Genomic DNA, 18,926 nt, shown 5'->3' on the forward strand with positions numbered 1-18,926 from the left:
CGGTTCACCGCGCCACGGCCGCGCAGTACGCCTCGTCGTTCGCCAGCAGATTCCGGTGCGTGTCCTCCGCTGTGATGACGCCGTCGTCCAGGACCAGGACGCGGTCGGCCGCGTCCAGGAGGGCCGGGCTGCTGGTGATCACGAGCGTGGTGCGGCCCCGGCGCAGCTTCGCGACGTTGCGGGCGATGAGCTGTTCGGTGACCGCGTCGACGGCCGTCGTCGGGTCGTGCAGGACGAGGACGTCGGTGTCGGCGGCGAGGGCGCGGGCCAGGGACAGGCGTTGGCGCTGGCCGCCCGAGAGGTTCGCGCCGCGGTCGCGGACGGCGTAGTCGAGGCCGTCGCGGTGCAGGGCGACGACGTCGGTCAGCATGGACGCCTCGACGGCCTCGGGGACCGTGCGGCTGGTGCCCGACGGGTCGATGTTCGAGCGCAGGGTGCCCGCGAAGATCTCCCCGTCGTAGGGGTTCACCAGCATGTGGGAGCGGACCGACTCGACCGACAGGTCGGCGAGCTCCTGCCCGCTGACCCGGACCACGCCCTCGTACGCGTGCGGCGGGACGTTCACGGCGAGGATCGACGCGAGGTCGGCCGCCGCGCGCGGCTGGTAGGCGGTGATCGCCACGAACTCACCGGCGGGCACCTGGAACTTGAGCTTGCGCAGCGGCCCGTGCCGGACGCAGTCCACCTCCAGGTCGCCGCCCGCGGCCGGCTGGCCCGGGCCCGGGGTCGTCACCGGCGGCGCGTTGAGGACCAGCGCCATCCGCTCGGCCGACGCCCGCGCGATCATCACGTACTTGGGCATCTCCGAGAACAGCTTCAGCGGCTCCATGATGAACTGCGCGAGGCCCACGGCCATGACGAGTTCGCCGATGTTGATCTGCCCGGTGAACGCCAGCCAGCCGGCCGTGAGGGTCACGGCGGCGGCGAGGACCGCGTTGAGGGCGAGGGCCGTGCCCGCGTAGACGCCGTTGACCTTGGCGACGGTGATCGCCTGGTGCTTGGCCTCCGTGCTGACCTTGCGGTAGGAGCCGAACGCCGCGTGGTTGCCGCCGAAGCCGTGCAGCGGGCGCAGACCGGTGATGAGGTCGGCGACCTTCGCGCCCGCCCGTGCCACCCGCGCCTGCTGCTCGCGGGTGCTCGACCCGATCCGCCTGGACATCACGCTCAGGACCGACAGGATCCCGACGGTGCCGACGATCACGAGCAGGCCGAGCCGGAAGTCGGCGAGGCCGAGGGCGACGGCCGCGACGACGATGGCGACCAGCGAGCTGATCAGCATCGGCACGACTTCGACGATGTCGGCGGTCTGGTCGGCGTCCTCGGTGGCGATGGTCAGGACCTCGCCGGACTTCAGGTCGACGTCCCTGGCCACCGGCTGGAGGCCGCAGGCGGCGACCCGCACCCGCCAGCGGTGCGCCTCGGTCGTGTTGGCCTTCTGCAGGATGCGCATCCCGAACCGCCACGAAAGGGACACCGTCGTGATGATCACGGCGAGGGCGCCGATGGAGACGGCGAGGGAGCCGAGGCTCCGGTCCTCCCGCAGGGTGTGCTCGACGATCAGGCCGAGGGCGATGGGGAAGGCCGTCTCCCCCGCCTGGTAGAGGCCCATGAGGAGGGTGCCCCCGGCCATGGCACCGAGGTTGCGCCGCAGTGCGGTGCGCAGGATGTCGGACCCCGGTCGGGGCCGCTGCGTGTCAGGAGTTGTCATCGAGGTGGCGGGCAATCGCTTCCGGGGTTCGCAGGGTGAACAGGTCACGGATGGTGACCACTGGACCGTACTCGCGGCGGAGCAGCCCGATCAGGCGTACCGCCAGCATGGAGTGCCCTCCGAGGGACACGAAGTCGCTCACGGCGCTCACCTCGTCATCATCCAGGTCCAGGGCCTCGGCGAAGAACTCGCACACCACGGTCTCGGTCTCCGTCTGCGGACCGCGCTCCCCCGCCGTGGTCAGCGCGCCGAGGGGCTTCGCCTCCGGCAGCGCCTTGGTGTCAGCCTTCCCGTTGACCGTCAGCGGGATGCTGTCGACCTGGGCGTAGTGCGTGGGGCGCAGGAAGTCCGGCAGGGCCGTGCCCACGTCGGCGGCGACCGCGGCCAGGTCGGCGCCGTCGAGGACGAGGTAGGCGGCGAGCCGGTACGCCCCGTCGACCTGCGGGTCGGGCTGGGCGACGGCGGCGACGAACCGCACCGCCGCGTGGGCGGCGAACGCGGCCTCGACCTCGCCCAGTTCGACCCGGTGTCCGCGGATCTTGACCTGCTGGTCGGTGCGGCCCAGGTACATCAGGTTCCCGTCGGGCCGCCGGACCACGAGGTCCCCGGTGCGGTACATGCGCGCGCCGGGCTCGCCGAACGGGCACGCCACGAACCGGTGGGCGGTCTGGGCGGACTGTCCGAGGTAGCCGCGGGCGATGCCGATGCCCGCCACGTACAGCTCGCCGGGGACGCCGTCCGGCAGCGGCCGCAGCCACGGGTCGAGGACGTACACGTCGGTGTTGTCGATGGCGACGCCCACCACCGGGTCCTGGCACTCGAAGGTGCCGACGCCGAGGGTGTTGATCGTGTACTCGGTGGGTCCGTACAGGTTGTAGCCGACCGTGCCCTCGGTGTCGGCGAGCCGCTGCCACAGGGTCGGCGTGACGGCCTCACCGCCGAGGAGCACGAGCGCCGGGCGCCGGTCCGGGTGGTCGAGGAGGCCCTCGGCCGCGAGCTGCTGGGCGTACGTCGGCGTCACGTTGATGACGTCGATGCCGTGCTCCAGGCAGTACGCGACCAGGCCGGGCGCGTCACGGCGCAGCTCCTCGTCGCAGATGTGCACCTCGTGGCCGTCGGCGAGCCACAAGAGCTCCTCCCACGACATGTCGAAGGCGAACGACACGGTGTGCGCGATCCGGAAGACCCGGTGGTCGTGCTCCGCGAGCACCGGTTCGAAGATCCGGCGCTGGTGGTTGATCAGCATGTTGGTGAGCCCGGCGTACTCGGTGACCACGCCCTTGGGCTTCCCGGTCGACCCGGAGGTGTAGATCGTGTACGCGGGGTGGCGCAGGCGGTCCGGGTCGTCCGGCGTGAACGTCACGAACGGCTCGGCCGCGGGCAGCGGCAGGTCCAGCTCGATCAGGTCGTCGGGGCCGAGCACGTCCCCGGTGAGGCGGGGCGACACCGCGCTGACGGTGAGGACGACGTCCGGGCGCGCGTCCTCGACGATCGCGGCGATCCGCTCGTCCGGGTGGTCGAGCTCCAGGGGTACGTAGGCGGCGCCGACGCGCAGGACGGCGAAGAGCGCCACGATCGAGTCGAGGGACCGCGGGATCGCGAGGCCGACGTTCCGCTCCGGGCCGATGCCCCGCCCGGCGAGCACACCCGCCACGGCGCGGCTGCGGTCCCGCAGTTCGGCGAAGGTCATGGTCGCGCCGTGGGCGACGAGCGCCACCCGCTGCGGGTCGCGGTCGGCCGCCCGGTCGAAGCGGTCGACGACGGTGTCGGTGCCGACGTCCGTGCGCGCGTCCGGCTCGGGCTGCCTGCCGAGGCCGGGCAGCGCGCCGACCGGGCCGGTGGACCGGGCCAGGTCCTCCAGGACGCGGACGTAGTCGTCGAGGAGACGGCGGGCGTTCTCGGTGTCGCCGTCGCGGTGCTCCAGCTTGACCGTGAGCCGGTCGCCGGGGGTGACGACCCAGGTGAAGGGGTAGTGGGTGGAGTCGTCGGCCTGCACGGACGTGATGCCGTGCCGGGCGTTCATCTCGGCGAAGGCGTCCATGTCCAGGAAGTTCTGGAGCACGAACAGGTTGTCGAAGAGGGTGTCGTGGCCGCTGGCCCGCTGGATCTCGCCGAGCCCGAGGTGCTCGTGCTCCATGGCCTCGACGCGGGCCGTCTGCACGGACTCCAGGTACGCGCGGGCCGTGGCCTCGGGCCGGGCCCGCGTCCACATCGGCACGGTGTTCAGGAGCACGCCGACGATGTCGGCGAGGCCGTCGCCGTCGCGGCCGGAGACGGTCACGCCGAACACGGCGTCGCCGCGGCCGGTGTGCGCGCCGAGCAGCAGGCCGAACGCGCCGGTGAGCACCGAGTTCAGGGTGACGCCGTGCGCCTTGGCCGCGTCCCGGAGCAGGTCCGACTGTTCGGCGGACAGCGTGTGGACGAGCGCGGTCGGCAGCTCGTCCGACACGGTGGGCTTCGGTCCCGCGAGCAGCGTCGGGCCGGGGAGCGCCGCCAGGTGGTCGGCCCAGAAGCGCTCCGACACGGCCGGATCCTTGGCGGCGAGCGCGCGGGCGTAGTCCTCGAAGCTCGGGGTGGCCGGGACCGGGTCGTGCGGTTCGCCCGCGAGGTTGGCCTCGTACGCGTCGAACAGGTCGCGCAGCACGATCTCGCGGGACCAGCCGTCCCACAGGAGCAGGTGGTAGCTGAAGAGCAGTCCGTCGCGGCCGTCGGGCAGGCGCACCACGGTGAGGCGGATCAGCGGTGGCTCGCCGGGGTCGAAGCCCGTGTCGCGGTCCCGGGTGCGCAGCTCCTCGACCTCGGCGTCCGTGGTCAGTTCGACCGTGCGCACGTCGACGCGGCGGCCCGCCGCCTTGAGGACCTGGACCGGATTGCCGTCGTCGTCGGTGGCGAAGCCCGCGCCGACGACGGGGTGCCGCCACATCACGTACGACATCGCTCCGGCGAGCGCGTCGACGTCCAGGCGCCGGTCGAACGTGAACCAGCTCTGCGCCACGTAGTGCCCGGCCTGGCCCGCCATCTGGGCCTGGAAGAACAGGCCCCGCTGGAGCGGCGTGACCGGCGCGGTGCGCTCGGCCGTCCCGGCGGCGTCCGCGAGGTGCTCGAGCGCGCTGTGCCAGTGCTCGGTGATCGCGTCGGGGATGCCGTCGGCGAGCGTGAACGCCGTGTGCAGCCTGCCCGTGTCCGCGTCGATCCACGCGTTGACCTCGACGGCGTACGGGCTGCCGTGGTCGCCGCCGGTGAGGTGCAGCGCCTGGGACTCGCTGCCCCGGCCGAGGTAGTTGAAGAGCACCTGTGGGCGGGCGGTGAGCAGCGGGGCCGTCTGCGGGTTGAGGTACGCGAGCTGCCCGTACGCGACGTGGGCGTGCTCGTCCGGCTGGCGCTCGGCGACCTCGCGGGCCGCCGCGACGGGATCGGTGTGCGCGCTAAGCCGCACGGGCGCGATGGCGGTGAACCAGCCGACCGTGCGCGTGTAGTCGTGGTGCTCCTCGACCGGGACCCGGCCGTGCCGCTCCAGCTCGACCGCGAGGTCGGTCGGCGTCTCCTGGATGTGCGTCAGGGCGGTGCGCAGGGCGCCGCACAGCAGTTCCGTGAGGCCGATGCCGAGTGCGGCGGGGGCGGTGCGGGTGACGCGGTCGGTGAGGTGGGCCGGGAGCACGACGGTGGTCTCGCGCGGGCCCGTGACGGCGGGGAGCAGCGCGGGGGCCTCCAGGGTGCTGGCCCAGTGCCCGAGGCCGTCGGTCGTCCGCCCCGAGCGGAGCGCCAGCGCCTCGGCGTACTCGGCGTACGACGTGGTCGGCGGCGCCAGGTCCGCGCCGCCCATGGCCGTGGTCAGGTCGTCGAGGAGGACGAGCCAGGACACGGCGTCGACGGCGAGGTGGTGCACGGTGACGACCAGGGTGCGGCTCGCCTCCAGCCACGCGAACGCGACGACGTTCCCGGACTCGGGGTCGAGCCGTCCGGCGGCCTCGTTCGCCACGGCCGTCGGATCCGTGCCCCGCGCCCGTACGACGGTGACCTCGCGGCCGGGTTCGGTGCGCAGGGCCCACACGCCGTGCTCCACGCGCAGCGCCAGGCGGAGCGCCGGGTGCGCGGCGACGACCGCCCGCGCGGCGCGCTCGGCGTCGGCGAAGCCGGTGCCTTCGGGCGCCGTCAGCGTCCTGGCCTGCGCGAACCGGGCGAGCGAGCCGCCCAGTTCGCGCTGGCGCAGGATGATCGGGGTGGGTGTGAGGGGGCCGTCCTCGCGGCGGGCGGCCGGTACGGTGGCCTGCGCGGCCCGCGGGGTGAGCGTGGCCAGGTGCTCCGCGAGTCCGCGCGGAGTCTTGAAGAGGAACATGTCCTTCGGGGCGATGGACAGACCCCGGGCCCTGGCACGGTTGATCACCGTGATGGCGACGATGCTGTCGCCTCCGGCGCGGAAGAAGTCCGTGTCGGCGTCGACGTCGGCGCCGGGCAGCGCGTCGGCGAAGACGTCGACCAACGCGGTGAGCACCGCGTCGCCCGCGGGTGCCGCAGGACGTGCCACGGCGGCTGCGTTCGCGGCTGCGAGTGCGTCGCGGCTGGTCGCGCAGTTCCCCGCGCCCCTACTGGGCTCACCGGCACGCTCGGCCAGTGCTCTGCGGTCCAGCTTGCCGTTGACCGTCAAGGGCAGGGCCTCGGTCGTCAGGACTCGGCTCGGGACCATGTGGACCGGGAGCTTGGTGGACAGGCGGGCGGCGAAGTCGTCCGGCACCCGGCCCACCACGTGCGCCACCAGGTGGTCCCCGCTGTCCGCCACCGTGACGGCCACGTCCACCACCCCGTCCAACTGCCGGACGGCCCCCTCCACCTCGCCCAACTCGATGCGGAATCCCTTGAGTTGGACCTGGTCGTCGGCGCGCCCGGTGAACTGGAGCTCGCCGTCCAGGGTGCGGCGGGCGAGGTCGCCGGTGTGGTACATGCGGGAGCCGTCGCCCGCGAACGGGTCGGCGACGAAGCGGCCCGCGGTGAGGGCGGGGCGGCCCAGGTAGCCGAGGGACACCTGGTCCCCGGCGACGTAGATGGCGCCCTCGCGGCCCGGCGGCACCGGGCGGAGCCGGTCGTCGAGCAGATAGGTGACCAGGCCCGGGATGGGGCCGCCGATCGGGGAGACGTCGTCGCCGGGGCCGAAGTCGTCGTCGGCCAGGACCCGGTGGGTGACGTGGACGGTCGTCTCGGTGATGCCGTACATGTTGACCAGCTCGGGGGCGCCGGTGCCGTGCCGCTCGACCCAGCCGCGCAGCCGCCCGAGGTCGAGGGCCTCGCCGCCGAAGATGATCCGGCGCAGCGCCGTGACGGGCTCCCCGGCGTGCCGGTCGGCCTCGATGAACTGGTAGAAGGCCGACGGGGTCTGGTTCAGGACGGTCACGCCGCGCTCCCGGACCAGCCGGTGGAAGTCGACCGGGGAACGGGTCAACGCGTAGTCGGGAAGCAGCAGTTCACTGCCGTGCGCGAGGGCGCCCCACAGCTCCCAGACCGCGAAGTCGAAGGAGAAGGAGTGGAACTGGACCCAGACGTCGTCGGGCCCGAAGCCCATGGCGGGCCGGGTGTTCGCGAGCAGCGTCACCACGCTGGAGTGCGGGACGACGACACCCTTGGGCCTGCCGGTCGACCCGGAGGTGTAGATCACGTACGCCGGGTCGTGCCAGTCGACCGCGGCCGCGGGTCCGGTCGTGTCCTGCGGCAGGCCGCCCTCCGGCACCGGCGCGTCTCCCTGCACGAGCACCCGGGCCGGCACGCCTGCCCGCTCCAGCAGCCCGGTGAAGCGGTCCCGCTGCTCCCGGTCCACGAGGACGACCTGCGGGGCCGCGTCGGTGAGGATGTACGCGAGGCGGTCGTCGGGGTAGGCCAGGTCCAGCGGTACGTAGGCGCCGCCCGCGGTGACGACCGCGACCAGGGCCACGACCTGCTCGGCGGAGCGCGGGACGGCGACGGCGACGCGCTGCCCCGGTCCGACACCGGCCGCGCGCAGGGTCGCGGCCAACGTGTCCTTCGCGTCGGCCAGTTCACCGTACGTCAGGGACCGGGTGTCGCCGTCGAGGCCGCACTGGGTGACGGCGGTGGCGGCCGGGGCACGGCGCGCTGCGGCGTCGAAGAGCCCGGCGAGGGTCGTCGGGGTGAGGGGCGCGGGCCGCCGGTCGGCCTCGGGGGCGAGGTCGTCGACCGGGGCGTCGGGCCGGGTGAGCAGGCCGGTGAGGGTGCGGGTGAAGGTGCGCAGGACGTCCTGGGCGCTGGACTCGCGCAGCAGCTCGCCGTCGTAGATCAGGTTGAAGCGGGGGCGGCCGTCGAGGGCGCGCTCCACGACCAGCGTCAGCGGGTAGTGCGGGGCGCCCTCGTTGACGATGTCGGCGATGACGAGAGTGTCGTCGGGGCCGCGCAGCGCGGCCACGTCGGTCGCGACGTCGAACACCACCAGGGTGTCGAAGAGGGATCCCGAGCCCACCTGGCGGCCGATCCGCGCCAGCGAGACGTGCTGGTGCGGCAGGACCGCGCTCTGGTGTTCCCGCACCGAGGCGAGCAGGTCGCGGGACGTGGTCGTGGCTGCCCAACGGGCGCGCACAGGGATGGTGTTGATGAACAGGCCGACCATGTCCTCGATGCCGGGCACGTCGGCGTCGCGTCCGGACACGGTGGAGCCGAACACGACGTCCTCGGTGTGCAGGATGCCGCCGAGGGTCAGCGCCCAGGCGCTGTGCACGGCGACGCTCAGCGGCACCCCGGCGGAGCGGACGGCGGCGTCGAGGTCGCCCTCCGGCGCCACGGCGGTGTCGGCGAACCGGTCGGACGGGGTGTGCCCCTCGGCGACCAGCGACGCGCCGGGCAGCTCGGCCAGCTCGCCGCGCCAGACCCGGTCGCTCTCGTCGTCGTCGCGCCCGGCGAGCCAGCTGACGTAGTCGGGGAAGCCGCCGCGCGGGTACACGGTGCCCGGGGCGTGGTACTCGGCGAGCAGGGAGCGCAGCATCGGCGGCACGGACCAGCCGTCGGCGATGATGTGGTGCACGGTCTGCACCAGAACGGTGCGGCCCGCGCCCGCGCGGACGAGCGTGTAGCGCATCAGGGGGCCGGTGGCCAGGTCGAACCCCGCGCGGCGGTCCCGCTCGGCGAGGTCGCGCAGCTCGTCGTCGGTGATGCCGGGGCGGTCGAGGGTGGTGAAGGGCGCCTCGGCCCCGCCGTCGAGGACGGAGACCACGCGGCCGTCGGCGAGGGCCACGAAGCGCGCGGCCAGGTTCGGGTAGAGCGTGAGCAGCCGGGTGGCCGCCGCCGCGAGCCGGGCCTCGTCCACCTCGCCCTCCAGGGTGAGGAGTTGCTGCTCGACGTAGGCGCCCGCGGAGTCGTCGTCGAAGACGGAGTGGAAGTACAGCCCCTCCTGCAGCGGCGTCAGCGGCAGGATGTCCCGCAGCGCGGGTCCTTCGAGGGCGTCGACGTCGGCCTGCGTGAGCGGCACCAGGGGGAAGTCGCTGGGCGAGTGGCCGCCCTCGTCGAGCGCGGCGAGGCCGGCGAGGGCCACCCGGAAGTAGTCCCCGATGGTCGTGATGTCGTCGTCGGTGAACAGGCCTTCGGGCCAGGAGACGGTGGTGACCAGTTCGTACGCGCCGTTCGCCGCGGGTTCGGCGATGGCGTTGAACTCCAGGGCGCGCGGCAGCCGCATCCTCGGGTCGCGCTTCTCGCCCAACTGTCCGGTGGTGCCCGCCAGTTGCCAGTCCCCGGACGCGCCGGCGTCGAAGCGGCCGAGGTAGTTGAAGAGCACCTGCGGCGCGGGGGCGTCGAAGGCGGTGCCGGTGAGGTACCGCAGGGCGCCGTAGGGGACGCCGTTGCCCGGCACCCGGGCCAGGTCGTCCTTGACGGCCTTGAGGGCGGCGGCCAGGTACGCCGGTGCGGTCAGGTCCGGCGCCGTGCCGGGGTCGACGGTCACGGGGAACAGGGTGGTGAACCAGCCGACCGTGCGCGAAAGGTCGGGCTCGAAGCCCGCGGCGCCCGCCACGAACCGGCCCTCGCGGCCGTGGCCCTCCAGCTCGATGTGGGCGTGGCTCTGGTCCTGCCCGAGGTCGCGGCGCCAGCGGGCGAGGGCGACGGCGAGCCCGGTGAGGAGGACGTCGTTGACGCCCGCGTGGAACTTCGCGGGTATCTCGCCGAGGAGCGCGGCCGTGACCTCGGGGCCGACGGTGACGGTGCGGATCCGCTCCCGTTCGACGGTGTCGGCCTCGGACAGCGCGCGCCTGGCCACCGGCTGGTCCGGTCCCGGCAGCGGCCGCTGGAAGTACGCCAGGGCCGCGTCGAAGTCGGCGCCCGCGAGGAGCTGCGTCCAGCGCCGGAACGACGTGCCCACCGGCGGCAGTTCGACCGGATCGCCCGCGCCGATCTGACGCCACGCCGTGGCCAGGTCCTCCATCAGGACCCGCCAGGACACACCGTCGATCACGACGTGGTGGACGACCACGACGAGCTGCCGCTCGGCGCGGCGCCACACGGCACGCAGCATCACACCGCGGTCGGGGTCGAGCCCGGCGGTGGCGAGCGCGACGCACTCGTCCAGCGGCAGGTCGCTCTCCTGCCAGGTGACGGACGCCTGATCGGCGTCCGGGATGTCGAAGCTCCAGCGGTCACCGCGTATCAACTCGGCGCGCAGCATGGGGTGGTGGCGGACCAGGGCCGTGAGGGCCGCGTCGAGCGCGTCGGCGGTCAGCTCCGCGGGAGTGTTCAGGACGACGGACTGCACGAAACCGTCGATCGCGTCCGTGGTCTCGCCGAGCCACTGCACGATGGGCGAGCCCACGACGGTGCCGGTCGCCGTGTCGCCGTGGTCCACGGCCGTGACGTCCTCGCGGCTCGCCACCGCGGCGAGGGCGCCCACGACGCTGTGCGTGAAGATCTGCCGCGCCGTGACGTACAGGCCCGCGTCGCGCAGCGCGCTCAGGAGCGAGATCGCGAGGATGCTGTCGCCGCCGAGCTGGAAGAAGTCCTGGTCGACGCCGACCTCGTCGAGCTGGAGGAGGGTCGCGACGGCCGTGCACACCGCGCGTTCGTTGTCGGTGGTGGGCGCGACGACCGTGCCCGCGTTGACGGTGGGCTCCGGCAGCGCGTTCCGGTCGAGCTTGCCGTTCGCGGTGAGGGGGAACTCGGTCATCACGACGAGGTGGGCGGGCACCATGTACTCGACCATGTGCTCGGCGGCCCACACCTTGACGTCGTCGGCCCGCAGGTCCTCGCTGCCGGCGGCCGGGATGACGTAGCCGACGAGGTAGGTGCCGCCCGCCGTGTTCTTCTTCGCGACGACGCAGCTGTGCCGCACGGCGGGGTGCTCGGCGAGGCCGGCCTCGACGTCCTCGATCTCCAGGCGCATGCCGCGGATCTTGATCTGGTTGTCGGCGCGGCCGAGGAAGTCCAGGGACCCGTCGGGGGCGAAGCGGGCGAGGTCACCGGTGCGGTAGAGGCGGGAGCCGTCCCCGGCGAAAGGATTCGCCACGAACCGGGACGCCGTCAGGCCCGGCGCGTTCACATACCCGCGGCCCAGCAGGAAGCCGCCGACGTACAGTTCGCCGCCGACCCCGACCGGGACCGGGCGCAGCTCGTCGTCGAGGACGTACAGCTGGGTGTTGGGGTTGGCCTTGCCGATGGAGGTCGACAGGCGCTCGGCCTCGCCCCGGTAGATGACGTGGGAGACGCCGATGGTCGTCTCGGCGGGGCCGTAGCCGTGGTACATGGGGATGTCGAGGCGGGTGCGGAAGCGTTCGTACAGCTCCGGGGTGAGCACCTCGCCGCCGCACCAGACGTGGCGCAGGCTGTCGAGGCGGCCGGAGTCCCCCGCCATCTCGAGGAGGACGTCCAGCATGGACGACACCAGATAGGTGAAGGTGACGCGCTGCTCGGCGATCACGCCCAGGAGATGGTGCGGGTCGCGTTCGCCACCGGGCCGCAGGACCACGAGGCGGCCGCCGCACACCAGCGGCAGGAAGATCTCGTTGATGGAGATGTCGAAGGACAGCGGCGCCTTGAACAGCGACGCGTCGTCGTGGCCGAAGCCGAGGATCTCGCCGACCTGCCACAGCAGGCGCTCGCTGATGGCCTCGTGGCGGATCATCGCGCCCTTGGGCCGTCCGGTCGAGCCGGACGTGAAGATCACATACGCGAGGGCGTCGCCGTGGACGGTGATGCCGGTGCCGTCGGTGGGGTGGGCGTCGTACCGCCAGTGGTCGAGGTCGACGGCCGCGGCGTCCGGTTCGCTCGCGTCGTGCTCGCCGGAGCCGTTCAGCTGGAGGACGACGCGGGCGTCGTCGATGACGACGGCCCGGCGCGCGGCGGGCCACTGCGGGTCGAGCGGGACGAACGCGCAGCCCGCCTGGAGGACGCCGAGGAGCCCGATGACCATCTCGGCGGAACGGCCGAGGGAGATGCCGACGACCTGTTCGGCGGTGAGGCCGCGCTCGATGAGGTGGTGGGCCAACTGGCTGGAGAGTTCGGCTGCTTGACGGTACGTCAGGGAGCGGTGCTCGTCGACGACGGCGACGGCGTCGGGCCGGGTCAGGGCCTGCTCGCGGAACATCTCCACGATGGAGGGGCGGACCCGGTCGGCGTGGGTGTCGTTCCACTCGGCCAGGGTCGCGAGCCGGGCGGCGACGCCGGAGGGGCCGACGGTGCCGAGGGGCCGGTCGGGGAAGTCGGCCAGGTCGTCGAGCGCGAGCTGCGCGTCGGCCAGGTCGACGCCTTCCGGGACGGCGATGGTCCAGCGATCCGCACCACCCGCGCCATCCGTGCCGTCCATGCCGCCCGCGCCATCCGTGCCGTCCGTGCCGTCCGTGCCGTCCGCGCCATCCGTGCCGTCCACGCTGTCTTCGGCGACCCGCCAGCCGCCCGGCCCCACCCCGCCGTTGTCGATCCAGCCGAGGACGTCGGCGAAGAGGGTGCCGGGGGCGAGGTCGATGCCGTCGGGGCTCCGGCCCGTCGCCCAGTACGACAGGGCGAGGGCGCAGGCTTCGGCGATGGTCCTGTCGGAGTAGTCGCCCGTGCGCCGGCGCGCGTCGGCCAGGCGGGCGGAGGAGAGGCGTACGAGACGCGCGCGCGATTCCATCGTCGAAGACCCAGCGTTCATCGGAGACTCAGCATTTCTTTCCAAGGGCCGAAAGCGAGCCCGGCCTTACCAAGGTTTACCTAACTGCCTTCGCGCCAGGCCCGCCAGAGTCGTGCGTACCGGCCGCCGAGCGCCACCAACTCGTCGTGCGTGCCCTGCTCCACGACGCGCCCGGCGTCGAGCACGGCGATGCGGTCGGCCGCCATCGCCTGGGTCAGCCGGTGCGCCACGAACAACGTGGTCCGGCCCGCGCACGCGGCGAGCACGGCCCGCTCGAGGTCGGCGGCGCCCTCGCTGCCGGCCTCCGCGGTCGACTCGTCGAGCACCACGACGGGCGTGCGGCCGAGGACGAGCCGGGCCAGGGCGATATGGGCGACCTTGGTGACGTCCAGGCGCTCGCCGCCCTCGCCGACCATGGTGTCCAGGCCTTCGGGCAGCCCCTCGACCCAGTGGTCGGCGCCGACCGTGCGCAGCGCGTCCATCAGCTCGGTGTCGGTCGCCTCCGGTGCGGCCAGGCGCAGGTCGTCGGCGAGCGGGCCGGAGAACACATGCGTCTCCTGCGTCAGGATGCTCACCAGGGCCCGCGCCCCGGCCTCGTCCAGACCGGCCAGGTCGGTCGACCCGATCCGCACCGAGCCGGACTGCGGGGTCCCGATGCCCGCGATCAGCGCGGCGAGCGTCGACTTGCCCGCGCCCGTCGCGCCCACCAGGGCCAGCGAACCGCCTGCCGGGATCGACAGGTCGACGTCCCTGAGGACCGGTTCCTCGGTGTCGGGATAGGTGAAGGTGAGACCGGCCACGGTCACCGGGTACGACAGGGCCTCTGCCGAGGGGACGGCCGTGTCGCCCACGAGCCGCTCCTCCGCCTCCTCCCCGAGGACCCCGACGAGGCGGGTCAGGCTCGCGCCCGACTTCTGTGCCTCGTCGAAGGTGAACATGATGGCGCCCAGCGGGGTGAAGAGCCGGTGGAACATCAGCGGGGCCGCCGACACCTGGCCGAGGCTCGCGGCGTCGGCCTCCAGCAGGGCGTACCCCACCACGATGATGAGGACGAGACCGATGAACTCGGCGCGGTTCTCGCGGCCGACGAAGCGGCCGAAGAACCGGAACACCTCGATGCCGTACTCGCGCACGCGCCACGACTCGCTGGTGACCTTCTCGCGGAAGGTGTCCTCCAGGCGGTACGCCCGGACGGTGTCGATGCCGTTGAGACCGCTGATCAGCGCCTGCGCGCGGTCGGCCTGGGCCACCCGCTGCTTGCGGTAGAGCGGGGCGGACCGGGGCAGGTACCAGCGCAGGGCCAGGGCGTACGCGGGCAGCGCACCGGCGCCCGCGAGGCCGAGCCGCCAGTCGAGCCCGAACATGCCGACCGTGGCGATGAAGACGAGGACGCCCGCGGAGAAGACCGTGGGGATGGCCATGCGGATGCCCTTGGACAGGACGGCCACGTCGTCGCCGACCCGGGACAGCACGTCCCCGCGGCCGACCTGCTCGATCCGTGCGCTCGGCATCCCGAGGACCGCGCGGACGGCGCCTTCGCGGAGCCGCGCGAGCAGATCCGCGCCGAGGCGTCCGATGAGATAGGTCGAGACCGCGGTGGCCACCGCGCCGAGCAGCGCGGCAGCCACCATCAGCACCCCGATCCTGAGGAGCATCGAGCGCGACTCGCCCTCGACCACCCCGTCGACCACGCGGCCGAGGAGGAGCACGGGCAGCACCTGGAGCGCCGCCCCGGCCACTGTGGTGAGCACGGTGGCGGCCGTCAGCCAGGGCACCTCACGGCAGTGTGCCGTGACCCATCGGGTGGCCTCGCGTCCGCTCGCCGTGCGCAGGGTCGCCGGGGCGACCCTCGTGTCGGTGGTGCTCACACCTAGTCGACCGACTCGACGAGTTCGTCGATGGCGTAGGGCAGGGACAGCAGGGTGCCCTGGGACATGGCCGCGCCGACGGCCGGGCCCTCGCTGTCGAGCAGGTAGGACACGTTGCCCTTCTTCACCGCGTTCAGGTTGGCGAAGAGCTTGAACTTCTTCAGCGCGGCGGTGTCGGCCTTGTCGTTGATGACGAAGATGTGGTCGACGTCGACCAGGTCGGTGCGCTCCGGGGAGAGCTGGGTGGAGAAGTTGCCGTCGGCGACCTTGTCGATCTCGGTCTGGTACTTGTAGCCGATGCCCGTCACCAGACGGCCGCGGACGTCGGTGGAGGTGAACGGCGCGAGGGACTTCTTGTACCAGGACAGCACGACGGCGGTCTTGCTCGCCAGCTTCGGGTGGTCCTTCTTGGCCTTGTCGAGCTTGGCCTGGATGCCCTCGACCAGCTTCTTGCCCTTGGCCTCCTGGCCGAGGGCCTTGCCGATGTGCACCGCGTTGTCCTGCCACGGGGCGCTGAAGAGTTCCTTCTCGCCCTTGGTGCGGCCCACCGTCGGGGCGATCTTGGAGAGCTTGTCGTAGGCGGCCTTGTCGACCTCGGAGTACACCGCGATGATCAGGTCCGGGCGGAGCGCGGCGATCTTCTCGTAGTTCGGCCCCGAGTCGCCGTTCTTCATGATGACCTCGGGCTTGGTGTCGCCCCACTCGTCCTTCACCCACGGCCACTGGGTGTTGATGTCGGGGGACTTGCCCGCCGGGTTCGGGTACTGGTCGGTCATGCCGACCGGCTTGACGCCGAACGCGAGGACGGCCTGGTCGTCGGTGTATCCGACGGTGACGACCCGCTTGGGGGCCTTCTTCACCTCGGTGGACCCGAACGCGTGCTCCACGGTGACGGGGAACTTGCCGGCGGCGGCCGGGGCGTTCTTGTCGCCGCTGCTGTCCCCGTCGTCCTTCTTGTCCGAACCGCATCCCGCGAGGAGGCCGACACCGAGCGTCGCGGCGGACACCATCGCCGCCACTCGCCGCCAGGACCGCCTCTTGAGCGTCGTTCCATGGAGATGCATCCGAGATCCCTTGCTTTCGCGCTGACCGTGCGCCCCTGCCTTAGGGCAGCCAAACTTTATCCTGCCAAAGTGAGGTTAGCCTAGCCTAACCTTCAACTTGCCACGTTAAGACTTCAGTCCAGTGATACATGCGTACGACCGATGGGCACGATCAGCGGCCGATCCCCCACCGGGTCGTCAATCACCTTGGCGCGCAGCCCGAATGCCTCCTCCAGCAATTCCGCGGTTATCACGTCACGCGGATGCCCCTGCGCCAGAATCGCCCCCTCGCGCATCACGATGAGGTTGTCGCTGTAGCGCGTCGCCAGATTCAGGTCGTGCAGCACCATCACCACCGCGCAGCCCGACTCGTGCAGATCGTCCACGAGGTCGAGGACGTCGACGGCGTGCGCCAGGTCCAGATACGTCGTCGGCTCGTCGAGGAGCAGCAGGTCGGTGCCCTGGGCCAGGGTCATGGAGATCCAGACGCGCTGGCGCTGGCCGCCGGAGAGGGAGTCGACGGGCCGGTCGGCCAGGTCGGCGACGCCGGTCATGGCGAGGGCGCGCTCCACCACGGCGGCGTCGTCCGAGGACCACTGGCGCAGCCAGCTCTGGTGCGGATGGCGACCCCTGGCGACCAGGTCGGACACCGTGAGGCCCTCCGGCGCGACCGGCGCCTGCGGCAGCAGCCCGAGCTTCTTCGCCACGTCCTTGGTCCTGAGCTTGGCGATGTCGTCGCCGTCGAGCACGACCGACCCCTTGGTCGGCTTCAACAGGCGCGACAGCGTGCGCAGGAGGGTCGACTTCCCGCAGCCGTTGGGGCCGATGATGGTGGTGATCACTCCTGGCGGTATCGCCACGTCGAGATCGTCGATGACGGTCCGCGCGCCGTATCCGACACTGACGCCTTTCGCCGCGAGCCGCGAGGCGTCATCGACCCCTGACTCGATCTCGGTGATGTACTGAGCGACCACAAGCCCCCCTCATTTATTTAGGTTTGCCTCACCTTTGTACCAGTTATTTCAGGTTCGCCCGCACCAGCAGATAGACGAGGAAAGGGCCCCCGATCACAGCGGTGACCACACCCACGGGGACCGTGATCGGCAGGGCGGTGCGCGCCACCAGGTCCGAGCCGATGAGGAGCAGCGCCCCCACCATCCCGGAGGCCACCAACGGCGGCGTGGGGCAGCGCGCCAGACGCATCGCCACCTGCGGCGCGACCAGCGCGACGAACGGCACGGGCCCCGCGGCGCTCACCGCCACGGCGGCAAGGAGCACCGCACACAGGAGCAGGACCGCGCGCACCACCCCGAAGCGCACGCCGAGGCCGGCGGCCACGTCGTCGCCGAAGTGCAGGGGCTTGAACTGGAAGGCGACGCACGACACGACGACCAGGAGGGCGAGCGTGCCCCAGAGGGCGATCCAGACCTCGTCCCACGACCGGTTGTCCAGCGAACCGACCAGCCACACCTGGGCGCGGGCCACGTCCTTGATGTCGGCCTTGACGAGCAGCCAGGTGGTGATCGCCTCCATCATGGCGCTCGCCGAGATGCCGATGAGGATGAGCCGGAAGCCGTCGATGCCCCGGCGCCACGCCAGGAAGTACACGAGCAGTCCGGTGCCGAGTCCGCCCGCGAGCGCCGCGGCGGACAGGCCCACGGAGCTGACGACCGCCGCGGCCGCGCCGCCCGAGACCGTGATCAGGAACACCGCGACGGCGCTGGCGCCCTGGGTGATCCCCAGGATGTCGGGGCTGGCCAGCGGGTTGCGGGCGATGGACTGGGTGAGCGCGCCGGACACGCCGAGCGCGATGCCGACGACGAGCCCGGCGAGGGCGCGCGGCATCCGCAGGTCCATGATCACGAACTCGTCGACCTGCTCGCCCCGGCCGAAGAGGGTGGCGATGACCTGGGACAGGCCGATGGGGAAGTCCCCGATGCCGATGGAGAGGCAGAACAGCAGGAAGGTCCCCGCCGCCAGGACCAGCGTGACGAGGGCGACCCACGGCCGCCACACGAACGACACACCGCCGAGCCGCACGCCCGGTGTCACCGTTGCCTTCACTTCCGTCCCGCTCCCCCGCATGTGCGCGCTGCGCCCCGTCCCGTTCATCCGCTTACGAACTCTCCGCGTGCCCTTGTCCGGTTCATGCGCTCTTGAACTTTCCGCGCCACACCAGGACGGCGAAGAAGGGGGCACCGAGCAGCGCGACCACGACCCCCGCCTCCAGCTCGCCAGGCCGCACCACCAGACGCCCCACGATGTCGCAGAACAGCAGGACGACGGCGCCGAGCAGACCGGCGTAGGGCACCAGCCAGCGGTAGTCGGGCCCGGTCAGATACCGGGCCAGGTGGGCCACCATCAGGCCGAGGAACGCGATGGGGCCGCACGCCGTCGTCGCCGCGCCCGCCAGCAGCGTGATGGCGGTGATGCCGACGGTGCGGCTCAGGGCGATGTTCACGCCGAGGCCGCGCGCCACGTCGTCGCCGAGGTTGAGCAGGTTGAGGGCGGGCAGCGTCATCAGCGCGAGGACCAGGCCGGCGCCGACGAACACGGTGATCGGCCAGATCACGTCGAAGTCGACTCCGGCCACGGAGCCCGCGTTCCAGAACCGCAGGGCGTTCAGGGACTCGCGGTCCGACAGGGCGACCGCCGTGGTCATGGCCGCGAGGAACACCGTGATGCCCTGCCCGGCGAGGGCGAGCGTCAAGGGGTTGCCCGCTCCCCGGCCGATGCTGGAGAGACCGAAGACGACGACACCGGCGACGGCCGCGCCGAGGAAGCCGAACCAGACGTACTGGTACGGGCTGGAGAGCCCGAACACGGCGATCACCGTGACCACGGCGAACGAGGCACCGGCGTTCACGCCCAACAGGCCGGTGTCGGCGATGGGGTTGCGTGTGTATCCCTGGATGAGCGCACCGCCGACACCGAGGGCGATGCCCGCGACGATCGCGAGGGTCGTCCGGGGCACCCGCACGGTCTCCACGATGAGGCGGATCTCGTTGAGCCGCCGGTCGGACTCCGGTCCCGCGAACAGTCCGTGCCACACCTCGGCGGGCGTCAACGCGCGTGCGCCGACGGCCAGGGACACGGCCGCCATGACCACGAGGAGCAGCGCCAGGATGCCCAGACCCACGGCCCGCCGTCGACGGGCGTCCACCACCCCGGCCGCGGGGCGCTCAACTGCAGTCGTGCTCATGTCGAAGTACGTTATCCCTCTG

The 18,926-nt window shown here is 72.3% G+C and carries 7 protein-coding genes; all 7 read right to left on the reverse strand.

The genetic code is table 11. The features are described 5' to 3' along the window. Window positions 1-4: 4 nt before the first annotated feature. The 7 genes from AB6L24_RS03230 to AB6L24_RS03260 all read right to left on the reverse strand — a co-directional run bounded on the left by AB6L24_RS03230 (window position 5) and on the right by AB6L24_RS03260 (window position 18,904). Window positions 5-1,708, reverse strand: a complete 1,704-nt coding sequence (locus AB6L24_RS03230; protein ID WP_405651862.1) for an ABC transporter ATP-binding protein — start codon at window positions 1,706-1,708, stop codon at window positions 5-7. Beyond that, complete coding sequence (locus AB6L24_RS03235; protein ID WP_405651864.1) at window positions 1,695-12,791, reverse strand: amino acid adenylation domain-containing protein; 11,097 nt, start codon at window positions 12,789-12,791, stop codon at window positions 1,695-1,697. Before AB6L24_RS03235 ends, AB6L24_RS03230 begins: the two co-directional genes overlap by 14 nt. Before the next feature lie 80 nt (window positions 12,792-12,871). Further along, on the reverse strand, window positions 12,872-14,659 hold the full coding sequence (locus AB6L24_RS03240) for an ABC transporter ATP-binding protein (RefSeq protein WP_405651867.1): 1,788 nt from the start codon (window positions 14,657-14,659) through the stop codon (window positions 12,872-12,874). 2 nt (window positions 14,660-14,661) lie between these two features. Continuing rightward, window positions 14,662-15,723, reverse strand: a complete 1,062-nt coding sequence (locus AB6L24_RS03245) for an iron-siderophore ABC transporter substrate-binding protein (RefSeq protein ID WP_405651869.1) — start codon at window positions 15,721-15,723, stop codon at window positions 14,662-14,664. A gap of 113 nt (window positions 15,724-15,836) precedes the next feature. Continuing rightward, window positions 15,837-16,676 carry an ABC transporter ATP-binding protein gene (locus AB6L24_RS03250; RefSeq protein ID WP_405651871.1) on the reverse strand — a complete coding sequence of 280 codons (840 nt, stop codon included), beginning with the start codon at window positions 16,674-16,676 and terminating at the stop codon, window positions 15,837-15,839. Window positions 16,677-16,719: 43 nt separating this feature from the next. After that, entirely contained in the window at window positions 16,720-17,814 is a 1,095-nt protein-coding gene (locus tag AB6L24_RS03255; RefSeq protein ID WP_405651873.1) for a FecCD family ABC transporter permease, read from the reverse strand. A 34-nt stretch (window positions 17,815-17,848) separates the two neighbouring features. Further along, complete coding sequence (locus AB6L24_RS03260) at window positions 17,849-18,904, reverse strand: FecCD family ABC transporter permease (RefSeq protein ID WP_405651875.1); 1,056 nt, start codon at window positions 18,902-18,904, stop codon at window positions 17,849-17,851. Between the last annotated feature and the right edge of the window lie 22 nt (window positions 18,905-18,926).

The sequence above is a fragment of the Streptomyces sp. RK9 genome (assembly GCF_045070545.1).
In the GTDB taxonomy this organism is placed as follows: Bacteria; Actinomycetota; Actinomycetes; order Streptomycetales; family Streptomycetaceae; genus Streptomyces; species Streptomyces alboflavus.

Bases quoted from the DNA above. Each gene is read 5' to 3' on its own strand.
- AB6L24_RS03235 (WP_405651864.1), bottom strand. From the start codon at position 12,791: ATGGAATCGCGCGCGCGTCTCGTACGCCTCTCCTCCGCCCGCCTGGCC.
- AB6L24_RS03245 (WP_405651869.1), bottom strand. From the start codon at position 15,723: ATGCATCTCCATGGAACGACGCTCAAGAGGCGGTCCTGGCGGCGAGTG.
- AB6L24_RS03260 (WP_405651875.1), bottom strand. From the start codon at position 18,904: ATGAGCACGACTGCAGTTGAGCGCCCCGCGGCCGGGGTGGTGGACGCC.
- AB6L24_RS03230 (WP_405651862.1), bottom strand. From the start codon at position 1,708: ATGACAACTCCTGACACGCAGCGGCCCCGACCGGGGTCCGACATCCTG.
- AB6L24_RS03255 (WP_405651873.1), bottom strand. From the start codon at position 17,814: ATGAACGGGACGGGGCGCAGCGCGCACATGCGGGGGAGCGGGACGGAA.